The organism is Brevibacillus choshinensis, from assembly GCF_016811915.1.
GTDB lineage: Bacteria > Bacillota > Bacilli > Brevibacillales > Brevibacillaceae > Brevibacillus > Brevibacillus choshinensis_A.
In genome coordinates this window covers 1,679,455-1,692,132 of the sequence record NZ_CP069127.1, presented here as the reverse complement: position 1 = coordinate 1,692,132, position 12,678 = coordinate 1,679,455, and the positions used below count along the sequence as shown (strand labels likewise).

The 12,678-nt window shown below is 51.7% G+C and carries 12 protein-coding genes and 1 other annotated feature; of the genes, 5 read left to right on the top strand and 7 right to left on the bottom strand.

Annotation, left to right across the window (positions count from 1 at the left end):
* The first annotated feature begins 16 nt into the window (after positions 1 to 16).
* The gene (locus JNE38_RS08780) at positions 17 to 1,045 is read left to right on the top strand and encodes a ThiF family adenylyltransferase (RefSeq protein ID WP_203356204.1); all 1,029 of its coding nucleotides are present in this window, start codon (positions 17 to 19) and stop codon (positions 1,043 to 1,045) included.
* An 86-nt stretch (positions 1,046 to 1,131) separates the two neighbouring features.
* Here JNE38_RS08780 and thrS read toward each other — a convergent pair whose 3' ends face one another.
* The 5 genes from thrS to JNE38_RS08755 all read right to left on the bottom strand — a co-directional run bounded on the left by thrS (position 1,132) and on the right by JNE38_RS08755 (position 7,027).
* Entirely contained in the window at positions 1,132 to 3,045 is a 1,914-nt protein-coding gene (thrS, locus tag JNE38_RS08775; protein ID WP_203356203.1) for a threonine--tRNA ligase, read from the bottom strand.
* 143 nt (positions 3,046 to 3,188) lie between these two features.
* Positions 3,189 to 3,432 (bottom strand) — a binding site (T-box leader).
* Positions 3,433 to 3,456: 24 nt separating this feature from the next.
* On the bottom strand, positions 3,457 to 4,383 hold the full coding sequence (gene ytxC / locus JNE38_RS08770) for a putative sporulation protein YtxC (protein ID WP_203356202.1): 927 nt from the start codon (positions 4,381 to 4,383) through the stop codon (positions 3,457 to 3,459).
* Between the two features lie 162 nt (positions 4,384 to 4,545).
* Positions 4,546 to 5,652, bottom strand: coding sequence for a cyclic dehypoxanthinyl futalosine synthase (gene mqnC, locus JNE38_RS08765; protein WP_203356201.1), 1,107 nt, complete (start codon positions 5,650 to 5,652; stop codon positions 4,546 to 4,548).
* Positions 5,653 to 5,846: 194 nt separating this feature from the next.
* A complete protein-coding gene (locus JNE38_RS08760) occupies positions 5,847 to 6,065 on the bottom strand; it encodes a hypothetical protein (protein WP_203356200.1) in 219 nt (72 codons plus the stop codon).
* Positions 6,066 to 6,142: 77 nt separating this feature from the next.
* Positions 6,143 to 7,027: a spore coat protein gene (locus JNE38_RS08755; RefSeq protein WP_203356199.1), complete on the bottom strand. Its 885-nt coding sequence runs from the start codon at positions 7,025 to 7,027 to the stop codon at positions 6,143 to 6,145.
* Positions 7,028 to 7,192: 165 nt separating this feature from the next.
* On the opposite strand from JNE38_RS08755, the gene JNE38_RS08750 reads away from it, so the two are divergent.
* Entirely contained in the window at positions 7,193 to 7,759 is a 567-nt protein-coding gene (locus JNE38_RS08750) for a YqaA family protein (protein WP_203356198.1), read from the top strand.
* Positions 7,760 to 7,826: 67 nt separating this feature from the next.
* Here the strand turns inward: JNE38_RS08750 and JNE38_RS08745 are convergent, their stop codons facing one another.
* Entirely contained in the window at positions 7,827 to 9,959 is a 2,133-nt protein-coding gene (locus tag JNE38_RS08745) for a M28 family metallopeptidase (protein ID WP_238933596.1), read from the bottom strand.
* A gap of 231 nt (positions 9,960 to 10,190) precedes the next feature.
* Between JNE38_RS08745 and JNE38_RS08740 the strand changes: the two genes are divergently transcribed.
* From JNE38_RS08740 to JNE38_RS08730, 3 genes are all read left to right on the top strand, one after another.
* Positions 10,191 to 10,613, top strand: a complete 423-nt coding sequence (locus JNE38_RS08740; RefSeq protein WP_203356197.1) for a cell wall hydrolase — start codon at positions 10,191 to 10,193, stop codon at positions 10,611 to 10,613.
* Between the two features lie 30 nt (positions 10,614 to 10,643).
* Positions 10,644 to 11,081 (top strand): spore coat protein GerQ, encoded by a 438-nt coding sequence (gerQ, locus tag JNE38_RS08735; RefSeq protein ID WP_203356196.1) that lies wholly within the window; start codon positions 10,644 to 10,646, stop codon positions 11,079 to 11,081.
* A 111-nt stretch (positions 11,082 to 11,192) separates the two neighbouring features.
* Positions 11,193 to 11,498, top strand: a complete 306-nt coding sequence (locus JNE38_RS08730; RefSeq protein WP_203356195.1) for a hypothetical protein — start codon at positions 11,193 to 11,195, stop codon at positions 11,496 to 11,498.
* Positions 11,499 to 11,532: 34 nt separating this feature from the next.
* On the opposite strand, the gene JNE38_RS08725 is transcribed toward JNE38_RS08730, so the two are convergent.
* A complete protein-coding gene (locus JNE38_RS08725) occupies positions 11,533 to 12,672 on the bottom strand; it encodes a DUF2087 domain-containing protein (RefSeq protein WP_203356194.1) in 1,140 nt (379 codons plus the stop codon).
* Positions 12,673 to 12,678: the final 6 nt, after the last annotated feature.

The window sequence follows — 12,678 nt, the reverse complement described above, 5'->3', positions numbered from 1 at the left end:
GTAAAGGAGGAAAAATATGGACTCCACCCGTTACTCCAGACAAATGCTGTTTGGTCCGATCGGTCCCGCCGGGCAGTCCATGCTGGCGCAAAAAAAGGTGGCGATCGTAGGAATGGGAGCATTGGGAACGGTGCTGGCCAACCATCTCGTTCGTGCGGGAGTCGGCCACGTGAGGATGATTGACCGCGATTTCGTGGAGGCAAGCAACTTGCAGAGACAGATGCTCTATGATGAAGCGGATGCGCAGGGCCATATTCCAAAGGCAGTGGCTGCTGCTGCCAAGCTTCAAGCGGTTAATTCCAGCGTGAAAGTCGAAGGAATCATCGCAGACCTGCACGCAGGAAACGCCCAGACGCTCTTGGCTGATTCAGACCTCATTCTCGATGGGACGGATAATTTTCAGGTCCGTTATTTGATCAACGATATCGCCATCCAGCATGACATTCCGTGGGTATACGGAGGAGCTGTCCATTCCCGCGGGATGTTTGCCGTCATCCGACCAGGCATCACCCCTTGTTTTCGCTGCCTGTTCCCTCACGCTCCTGCGGGACGGGGAGAAACCTGCGACACAGTCGGCATCATCGGGCCATTGGTGTCCATCATCGCCTCTTATCAGGCGACAGAGGGCATCAAACTGCTGATCGGCGACTTCGATCATCTCAATCCGTACCTGGAGCAGGTGGATGTTTGGCAAAATGACCACGATCAACTGCCTATTGCCAAGGGGCGAAATCCAGACTGTCCCGCCTGTGTCAGGAGGGAATTTCAATCCTTAACGGCAGGCGAAGGAGCGGCAGAGGAGTTCGCGGTGCTTTGTGGACGCGACACGGTGCAGATTCGCCCCATCCATCCTGCTAGCATCGATCTCGACAAGCTGGCCAAACGATTCTCCCCCATCGGAGAAGTCGAGCACAACCGCTTTTTGGTCCGCTTTCATGCAGACGACTACACGATCGTGTTCTTTCAGGATGGACGCGTGCTGGTGCAAGGGACGGATGACTTGTCGATAGCCCGAACCCTGTATGCGAAGTACGTCGGGCATTGAGTGGCTGGCGAGCGCTCGCAAATGAAAAAGGGCAGCCCCTTCCAAACGGAGGGAGCTGCCCTTTTCTTTCTATCTGTGAAACATGATTACTTCATTTCATTGATTTCAGCGCGGATTTTTTCAACGAACGCATCTACGGTCATTGCGCCTTCATCTCCCACGCCGCGTCTGCGAACGGAGAGAGTTCCGTCTTCCATTTCTTTCTCCCCGATGACCAGCATGTACGGGATTTTTTGCACCTGAGCTTCGCGGATTTTGTAGCCGATTTTCTCATTGCGCGCATCCAGCTCGACGCGGATACCCGCTTGCTGCAGCTTATCCTTCACTTCTTGCGCGTATGGAATATGCACTTCGCTGATGTTCATCAGGCGAGCTTGGATCGGAGTGAGCCATACAGGGAATGCACCTGCATAGTGCTCGATCAGGATGCCGATGAAGCGCTCCATGGAGCCGTACATCGCACGGTGCAATACAACCGGACGGTGTTTTTCATTGTCTTGGCCCACGTAAGTCAGGTCAAATTTCTCAGGCATTTGGAAGTCCAATTGGATCGTACCGCATTGGTGGCGGCGTTTCAGCGCATCTGTGATCTGGAAGTCGATCTTCGGTCCGTAGAACGCGCCGTCTCCTTCCTTGATCTCATACGGCAAACCGGCGTCGTCCAGTACCTTACGCAGAGAGCTTTCTGCGATCTCCCACAGCTCGTCGGAGCCCATGGAGTCTTCCGGACGAGTGGAGAGCGCGACGCTGTACTCGAAACCGAACACTTTGTAGATGGTATCGATCAGTTTGATCATGGCCTTGATTTCACTCTCGATCTGATCAGGACGGACAAATACGTGCGCATCATCCTGACAGAAGGTACGTACGCGAAGCATGCCGTTCAGGGCACCGGAATACTCATGGCGGTGCACCTGGCCAAACTCGGAGTAGCGAATCGGCAGATCACGGTAGGAATGCATCGCGTTTTTGTAAATAAGCATGTGGCCTGGACAGTTCATCGGCTTCAGGGCGTATGTCGCGTTGTCCACCTCGGAGAAGTACATGTTCTCATGATAGTGGTCCCAGTGTCCGGATTGATGCCAGAGACGCTCGTTCATGAGGAATGGCGAGCGCACCTCTGTGTATTGAGCGAGCTGCTGCAGACGGCGGGAGAATTGCTCCAGCTCGTTGCGGACAGTAAAGCCGTTTGGCAGGTAGAACGGCATGCCTGGCGCTTCTTCGGAGAACATGAACAATTCGAGTTCTTTCCCCAGTTTGCGGTGATCGCGCTTTTTCGCTTCCTCGAGGAAGTGCAGATGTTCTTCAAGTTCCGCTTTTTTCGGCCATGCAGTGCCGTAAATGCGCTGGAGCACCTGGTTCTCCGCTTTTCCACGCCAGTAAGCACCTGCTACGTTCATCAGCTTGAACGCTTTGATGTAGCCAGTCGATGGCAAGTGAGGGCCGCGGCACAGGTCAAAGAATTCGCCTTGCTCATACAGCGTGATGGTCGCATCCTCCGGCAGGTCGCGGATCAGCTCCAGCTTCAGATGATCATTCAGGCCTTGGAAAATCTCGGTTGCTTCCGCGCGGCTCACGACTTTGCGGCGAATCGGCAGGTCTTCCTTGACGATTTTTTCCATTTCCGCTTCGATTTTACCCAGGTCTTCCGGGCTCAGGGACACCGGAATATCCATGTCGTAGTAGAAACCGTCCTCGATTACAGGACCGATCCCGAATTTCACTTCGCTGCCATACAGGCGTCTGACCGCTTGTGCCAGCAAGTGGGCGGTACTGTGACGATATACTTCCACTCCATCCTGTGAATCCAGGGTCACGATCTCAATCGCAGCATCCTCTTCCAGCGGTGTGTAGAGGTCAACGACTTTACCGTCTTTCTTACCGGCTACTGCTTTCTTCTTCAAGCTGGCGCTAATGGAACCAGCGATGTCTTCGATGGTAGTCCCGGCCTCGTACTGCCGTACTGCTCCATCCGGGAAAGTCACATTGATTTGTGCCACGTTAGGTTCTTCCTTCCTGTTTTGTAATTGGTTGAGAGATTAGTAAAACTTGGCTTCGCCTATTTTTTTGCGGAGCCTAGTTGCACTTATACTGGATAGGGATTAATTGATTCCTATCTGTAAATAAAAAAACACCCATCCCAAAAAGGGACGAGTGTATTCTCGCGGTACCACCCTAGTTCAAGTCTGCTGATAAATCGAAAGCAGACTCCTCAAGGAAAAATAACGGTTTAAAACCGGCTACCGATACTTAAAAGGCTAGGCCTTTGTTCCCGGCTGCTACTCGAAGGGGGTAGATCTCATATGGGTGCGCAGCGGGCTTCCAGCCGTGTCCCGCCTCTCTGTGAGCGACCTGCATATCGTCCATGTCCTTCTCATCGTATTTGCCATGATGTGAAGTTGTTGTTGCTATTATAGTTTAGTCGGATTGTGCACGTCAAGTACACGTCTGTCTGCCAGACAGATCGGGCACGATTGGCAGGTACTCAGCCTGCTGTCGAAAATGCTGCGGATCGTCTGCGTCAGCCCGGCCCTCTCTGTCGCCATGTGGAGGACAATGCTTTCAGGAGCCAGCGTCACTAGAGCACTGACCAGATAATCTTCATCCCGGCAGTTTTGTTCGTCCATGCTGAGCACCGCATCCAGCTGATCCAGCCAAATACGATCTCCTTTTTTATCATAGAGATGGAAAGGTTTGTCCACACTAGGAACAACGTGAACCACTTCCTGCTTGGTTTCCTGAACGGCGATAAAATACCGCAAGAGCTCCACGAATTCTTGATATTGCTTGTCTTCCAGATATTCGTCAATGCCGGATTCCACCAGCTCGAACAGTTCATTCCAATGATCCTGCAAGCGGAAGCGGACAAAGCCCAGCACGTTGATCGTCCGGTCTTGCTCGAGATACGTAAACGCCTTTCGATACACGTTTGCCTTGCGTGTGGTCGCAGTGAACAGCTCGCCGCCAGCCGGCTCCTGCTCTTGTTCCTGACACATGCGCTGGATGTAGGGAAGGATGATGGCCCACTCTTCTTCCAGCTGTTCGGCCTGAAGCAGATCTTCAGCCATTTCTTCTACGATTTCTGGTTCCTTGACCTGCATGATCCATTCTGCCAATGACAGCGCCACAAAGGCCCTGGCCCAATCAATCGTCTGCGCATCGTATTCCTCTTCGCACCAGCTCTGAAAGAAAAACAGGTAGTAGCCGTCCTGCTCCTCTTCTTTGTATGTAACGCGCACCGGTGCAGTGTTGACCCGTTCCGTCATCTCTTTCAAGATGGATCGGTACGTGCCACAATGCGCAGGGACATTCTCCAGCAATACGCGGAACGTCTGCATAACCATCCCCCCAACCGCAATTGTACTTACAGTATATGTCCCGTCAGGAGTGATATACTTTTAAACGGTTGGAAACGCAGGGAAGGTTTCTTACAAAAATCGAGGTATTTTTCATAAAAAGAGGCACGGACCTGATCGGGCCCGCACCTCTCATCCATCCATTTAGTTCTGCATGACGAAATCTTTTTCCGCCATCTCGCCGTCTTTGAAAACGCGCAGGATGTCGTACTGGGTGTTGCGCTGTGCAGGAGTCTTGCCTGCTCTGCGAATCAGCTCCAGAATTTGGTTGGTGTTTACCTTGTACGTGCATGCTGCGGCAGATACGACGTTTTCTTCCATCATGGTCTGCCCGAAATCGTTTGCACCATAGGAGAGCGACAATTGGCCATAGTGCGGGCCCATCGTTACCCAGGAAGACTGGAAGTTCTCCACGTTGTCCAGCATCAAGCGGCTGATCGCCAGCGTCTTCAGGTACTCTTCCGGCGTGTTGTTGACTGCCTTCATGTTGGTATTGTCCGGCTGGAACGTCCAAACGATGAACGCCTTGAAGCCATGCGTTTCATCCTGTGCCTCGCGAATGCGCAGGAGCGACAGGACGCGCTCTTCCATTTCCTCGCCAAAGCCGATTACCATAGTCGCCGTACCCGGCAGGCCTGCCCGATGTGCTGCTTTTTGCGTGTCGATCCAGTCCTTCCAGGAGCCTTTCAGACGGGAAATCTTGCGTCGGGTGCGATCGTCTAAAATCTCTCCGCCTGCCCCAGGCAGCGAATCCAGACCAGCGGCCTTCAGTTCGCGAAGGACATCCTCCACTGACATGTTGGAAACTTCAGCGATTTTCAATACTTCCGCTACCGAGAGAGAGTGCATGGTGATGTGCGGGAAGCGCTTTTTGATGTCGCGCAGAAGGTCGGTGTAATAGTCGATCTTCAAATCGGGATTGGTACCGCCCTGCATCAGGATTTCCGTGCCGCCTACATCTACCGTCTCCTGAATCTTTTGGAAGATGGTCTCTTTCGGCAAAACGTAACCTTCCGAAGATCCCGGCGGGCGATAAAATGCGCAGAAACGGCAATACGTGTCACAAACGTTGGTGTAATTGACATTACGGCTGATTACGAATGTGGCGATAGGATCTGGATGGTGCTTTTGCATGACCAAGTTCGCGTAATGTCCGATCTTTTCAATTTGATCGCTTGCAAACAAGGCCAAGCCATCCTCCAGGCCCAGACGTTCTCCGGCAAGAGCCCGTTCCAATATACTGTCGATCATAAGGATCACTCCTTGTTACCTACGTAAATTCCACTCCACATGATATCACACTTGGCCTACCCCGGCTATTCCCAAGGTGCATAGCTTGTCAAAAGTTACATATCTCAGACTCGATCCTGCCTGCCTTCAGGAGGGACCAACAAAAAACAACCCTGCCAAAGCGGCAAGGCTGTCCGTGCGATTACTGTTTTCTTTTATTCAAAACCGATTTGCTCGTAAACTTCCGGCTCCCAGTAAATAACTGTCTGGGCGAGTGGCAAATTCGTCTCGCGAGCCCCGTTTGGCTGGCCGTTGAAGTAGATGATCTCCGTTACCGACACACGATCGCCACGAACATCGATTTCTCCTGACAGCTGCAGATTGGTACCATCCGGTGCGTAAAAAATGACTTTCCCCGAGCCAAGCGTTTTCATGGGTCCCCTCCCAAAGATGTTTGTCCTCTCTCTATAGTAGTGGATATTATTTCCTATCGTCAACGATTTAACGGGACTTATTGACCAAGCAAGGAATCGGAGTTCATGTTCTTTTTGCGACTTCGGGTCTGTCTCCCATCGCTTTGCTGCTGGGACAGCGTATCCGGTGTGTCGATGCCCTGGGTCTGTAACGCATCTGTCGCAAGCGACGTATCTTCCATTATCGAGTTCGCATCCTGCCGGTACGGAGGCGGAGAAAACACGGGAGCAGCATTCACGGGCGTCAGATTTTGATTGGGATCAGGCGGCGCTACCCGGGCTCCGTTTACCGGCTCTTTCATGAGAGAAGCGGCGGGCGGGGCAGGCATCGGGCTAGTCGTCTCCTGGCCTAATCCTGACTCTGTCTGAGAGCGTATCGGCTGATAGCCTCGGAGCAGCTCGGAATTGGTCTCATCCGGCATGGCAGCCCATGTGTAATAGCCTCTTTGCTGCATATACCCCCATACTTCATAGGCTTGCTTTGCGCAATTGACCGATCCTTGCAATAGCAGGTCACGAATCTGGGGATGTCCTGCTTCCAGTGCCGCTGCCATTTTGAGCTTTGCCCCGTTCTTGTGCATCCCGAGCAAAGCGGAAGCGACATCGCGATCATCCATCTGTGCGGCGTAATGGGGCTCCGTCCAGTGTCCGTGCTGAGGTTGCGCCACCGTTGCCATTGCCGCTGAATGGTTCCGCATCGGGCGGTAAGGTAAAAGCTCGCCTGCCCCTAGACCTTGAATGGTGAATACCAAGCCATTGTACTCGCCCTGCATAAATTGAAGCTGGTGATGTACCATTTGCGCCAGCTGGGGGTCGCGAATGTACGGAACATATAGGTGGGCGGTATTGATCACGTCAACCGCGCTGTTTAAAACCTCATGCAGCTCGATCACTTCATGTGCGCCATAAGGATGAGATTGCATCGTGGTGTGTACGCCTCCTTCTCTAAAAAATCTCTAACAGTATGTCCGAAATATTTCCATCCTAGTAGCCAGTGCTGATTTTGGACAAACCGACATATCTTACCTACAGAAACCAGATTCTTTCCTGTATAATTGCTGGGAAGGAATTCAAGTAAGGAGACGCCCATGCTCGAACAAATCACGCAATTTTTTATGAACTACGGAATATGGGGACTCTTCGGAATGGCATTCTTGGACTCGTTTATCCTTCCGATTCCGCCTTTTTTCATGCAAATCGCCATGAGTCTATTCGATCCCGATTCTGCGATGCGATTTGCGACTGTGGCTTTTACCGCTTCTATACTCGGTGCCCCCATCGGATTTATGCTAGGCAAATGGCTGGGGAAACCACTTTTGCAAAAGCTGCTGCCGCCCAAATGGACTGCACTCGCGACCGAGCAGTTTTCCAAAAACGGTGATGCGGCTGTTTTGATCGGCGCATTCACGCCCATCCCATTCAAGGTATTTACCATTTTGAGTGGCGTATTCAATTATTCGCTGACGAAGCTGATGCTCTTTGCCATCCTTGGGCGAGGATTGAAATTTTTCCTGATCGGTACGCTGTTTCACTTTTATGGAAAGCATGCAAAAATCCTTTTGGATGATTACCTGGAGCTCACGATCTTAGGAGCAGGGGCTCTGGTCGCAATCGGCTGGTTTGTTTGGAGCAGACGAAGGAAACGGTATTCGTAAGCGCACAGAAAAAGCGTCCAAGCCTTATCGTCGGCTGTAGGACGCTTTTTTCATGCACAAGCTTGCTTTACTTTGCTGCGTCGGCTGTCTCTGTCGCCTTTTTCAACACTCCGCTCAAACGATCAGCTGCTTGCTGCAGAGCCTTGGCATCATTTGCTTGGATCGCCTCGGCGATCGCTGGCAATGGCTGCGCTGCATATCCCGTCGTCAGTCCGGGTGCCCAAACCTGGTGCTTGTACCACGGACGGCTGGGCAGGCCCTCAGACACGATCAAATCGCGTTCTTGCTGCATCATCGCTGCATTCATTTTTTCCAGCAGGATACGTTCCTCATCCGTGATGCCATCGGCAATCATCTTTCCTGCCAGCTCCTCCAGTTCTTTGGCTGAAGCCTGCCAGCTGCGCGCCTGCGCGATGACGGGAGACAAATCGACACCGAGCGTATCTTTTCCAGCGATCTCCTCCAGCATGCCCACCACATCGGCAGCATATGCCGAGTACTGGAAGGGGAGTGCATCCGCATTTGCGAGACGCAGCGCCGCAATCCCGACGAGCTGGGAGCCAGCCGCTTGATGTTCATATCCCGGATCAACGAAGCGCTTCATCGAATCCAAATTGTCGTAGGCGCTATGGTACAGGCCTCCTGCTACACCAAATCCCATATCCATCGACGGCACACCCAAATGCTGGATAAACGGCGTATAGTCAGAGCCGCTTCCAAGCTTGCCGATGGAAGGGTCCTTTCTCCCCTCCCGCACATACCAGTCATCGTAAATGGAAGAACCGCTCCGAGGCTCTGTCACTTCTTTCGTGACATCGTAGATCAGCTGCTTCACCGACGGCACGGCAGAGGCTCCGAAGAATTGGCCGCCTGTTCCATCCATATTGATGTACGCCACCGCGTTCTCCGTCAATTCCTTGCGATGCTCTTCGGCCCATTCCACGGAGCCGAGCAACCCGTACTCTTCACCGTCCCAGCCGGCCAGAATGATGGTGCGATCTGGCTTCCATCCTTTTTTCACCATTTCCCCCAGCACCCGGGCGATTTCCATCGTCGACGTCCAGCCCGAAGTGTTGTCTCCCGCTCCATAGGCCCATGTGTCACGGTGGGCACCGATCACTACGGTTTGCTCTGGATGCTTCGCTCCCGGAATGCGGACAATCACATCATTGACCGGCTGATTTTTGTATTCGATATCCAGGGCAATTTTCACTTTTGTCGCTCCCGGGCCAATCTTGTAGGTGAAGGGCAACCCGCCCTGCCAGGCGGCCGGAGCGTCCTCCCCTTGCATGGCTTCGAGTAAAGGCCGTGCTTCCCCATAGGAAAGCGGAGTCGTCGGAATTTGAGGGAGAGACACCGCTTCACCTGGATCCAAGCGCTTCGTCGCCGGAACCGAGGCTTCTCCCGGCGTCAACGGATCTCCCGGATAGCGGAATATGTACAGAATGCTTCCTCTTTGAATCGCATCAGCTGGTCTCCACGGGCCTTCCGGATACACAATCCCTTTTGCATAACCGTCATCGGCAGGATCGCTGTAAATGAGCATGCCAATGGCTCCGCGTTTTTCAGCCTGCTCGGGTTTTACTCCGCGGAAATTGGCTCCATAGCGCGTAATCACAATCTTGTCCTTCACGGAAATACCCCGCTTTTCCAGCTCGGCAAAGTCTTCGGGTCTACCGTAGTTGGCGTATACAATCTCCGCCTCTACAGTGCCAGATGCCGAATAGGCATTGTAGCCGGGTATGACTTCATTCGCGTACGGCGTTCCTTTGGGCAGATTTTCCATGACCTGCAGCTCACGCTTCGCTGGGTATGTCTGCGTCACAGCGATTTTTTTCGGAACGGACATGTACACATCGTAGGTCTTCACTTCCGCCTGAAGCCCCGCCTTTTTCAGCTCCTTTACGGCAAACTCGACATTGGCTGCATTTCCAGGCGTCCCCACGACCCCAGGACGCTTGCTCATCTCTTTGGAGAACCGGGCAATCGATTCCTTGCTCACCATCTGGGCAAATGTTTTTTCAAAAGAAATCTGCCACTCCGTTTTTTCCGGTGAAAAGCCAGCTACAGATTTTGAGGCAGCAAGCGTCTGCGATGGCAGCATCGCTGTCACAGCGAGAGCAGACAACACGGAAAGTCGGGCAAGAAACGGGGCTTGTCTCCATTTTGAAGCGGAACGATGTTTCTTTTTTTGATTCAAGGCATTTCCCTCCAGTTTTTTCTGAATTGTTAGACTAATACAAATTTACTACAAGCCACTCTCCCGCAAACATAGTGCTTTTTACTTAATTTTTCCATATTATTTAAAATTCCTAGGAATCGTTTCATTCTGACAACACTCGACAAGCCAAGAGAAAAATTATATCCGTCAATCACCGATTACAGGTGCGCCCATATATTGTAATTGTGAGTTTTTGGAGGAGGTGAAGCGATGGCCGTAATCAAAGCGAACGCCAGTGATGTAGATTTGCTAGCTCGCCTGCTTCGTGCAGAGGCGGAAGGAGAAGGCGAGCTAGGCATGCTCATGGTAGGCAATGTTGGCGTCAACCGCATCCTTGCCAACTGCTTGGATTTCAAAAACATTCGGAGCATGAATGACATGGTGTATCAATCTCCAGGCGGATATGAATCGGTCAATAAGCCGTATTTTTATCAACGCGCCAGAGATAGAGAGAAACGGCTAGCCAAACGCGCAATTAATGGAGAACGGACACATCCCGCTTCAAACGCTTTGTGGTTTTATCGACCAGCAGGCGACTGTCCGCCTACCTGGTGGGATCAGCAAAATTCCGGACGCTATAAAGCGCACTGCTTCTTCGTCCCGACACCTGAGGATTGCCCACGCGTTTACTAGATGAAAGATAGATAAAGGAGCGAGTTCATCATGAGTCAACAAATGCCTTACCCTCAGTATCAACAGCCATTTGGTTACGACATGTATCAATCGCCGCAAATGCCGTATGGCTTTCCACAGCAGCAGCAGCAACAACAGCCTCAGCTGATGCCGATGCAGCCTAGCGGTTCCGCAATTCCCGGCGTACCATTCCCACCAGGTCAGCTCGTTGAGGAATCTTACATTGAAAATATCCTGCGCCTGAATCGAGGCAAAGTCATTACCGTGTATCAAACATTCGAGAACAACAGCCAATGGAATGCAAAGATTTTCCGCGGGGTGCTGGAAACAGCCGGTCGTGACCACATCATCCTGAGCGATCCTCAAACCGGGAAACGTTATCTTCTGCTCATGGTCAACACCGATTACATCACTGCGGATGAAGAATTGAACTACGTGCCGCCTACACTGCCACAAGGAATTCGATAACTGATGAAAAGACAGACTTCTCCCTCCACCAAGGGCAGCAAGTCTGTCTTTTTGCATTCTGCTATAATGGACTGAACCGAAGCACAATGAAGAGATAAAGGATGAACGCCCGTGGCATTTGGTATCACCAGAGAAGAACTGAATCAGTGGAAGCAAGCGGTGACGAGGGAGGAAATCGCCTATTTGACCCATTATTGGCTCGACCCCCGGTTTCCTGGCGCCAAAACCGTAACAAAGGTAGGCTGCGCAAATCGCGTCAAGCTCGTGGATTGGTGTGTAGCGAACGGATTGAATCCAGCGTATATCCATGATCGACCGCCCTTTCCGCACTTTGACCTGATCGGCTCCAAGCAAAAGGAAATCTTGAAGAAGGAAGGCTTGTGGGAACAGCTCGAACGATTTCATCTGCTGGACTGAAGCCAAAAACAAAAAGCTGCCGTACAGGCAGCCGTCATTGTTTTTTCCTTTCATTGTAGCCTTTGTCTCCGTACGGCTGCAGCTTGTCGAGCCACTTGTCCTCCAGCTTTTCCAGGGCATCAGCAGCATCAAAGTAAGGCTCATCCTTTTTCTCCAGCACCTCGAGCACCTCGAACACGAACGCTTCTTCACCGTATTGCTCCCAGTCTTTTTGCAGATCCTTGACCGTATGGGAGCCGTGCTTGAGCATAAACTGCTTGCCGTTCATCGTCTTCAGATTCATCGTACCGTCGATCCAGACTTTCCCATTCCTTGTATTTCGGATCTGATAGACGCCTGCTTCCGTCTTGACTTCCTTGTACAATTGCTTGAGCTCTTGCTTGCGATCCATATTTTTTTCCTGCTCCTCTCCGGTGTTTTTGACCCAATACCCGCTGCCATCCGGGTTTCTCTCCAAGAAAGCATAGTCAATCAAATACCGTCTGATGGTCACGTAATCCGCTTCGTAAACGGCCTCCAAAATGGCGTTGACCTCTTTTTCCGTGTAAATCTTTTTCGGATCAAATCGCTTGGATATCTCCTCCAGAACAACCAAACGATGTTTTTGCTTGCGCGGAAAGAGATGCAGCGCGCCAAGCGTCCCTTCGGGGAAATATTTCTGCGTGATTTGTGCATATTCCATTGGCGACACTTCCTGCTCCGATCCCCGCTTTTTATTGGACACAGCCTGTGCAGGTGCCAAATGCGAAGACTTCTTGCCCGTCCCCTTCATGAGCTCCATCATCACGAGAAACACTTTGGCCTGCCTTTCTTTTTCCTTTAAGGCAAAGCGATGGTTGCGGATCGTAGATGCACTTCCGATGCCCAGCTCTTTTTGAACTTCCTGATCGCTTAAGCCTTGGTAAAAAAGCCGCATCAGGCTGTTCTGGTGGTCAGACAATCCTGTGATTCGTTTATCCAGCTGGCTCAGATGCTGAAACACCGATCCATGCTCCGTATCAATGTGGCGAGCCATAAACTTCGCTGCCTCAAACAAAAGTCCATCAACGGGATAAATAATCCCTTTTTCGACCGTCTCTCCGCAGAGCAAGCAGACAAAGTCATGCTCACGCTCTGCATAACCCTGCTTCAACTCATCAAAGGAAGCATTCCAAAAGTGATCTGTTAGCGACATTGATAA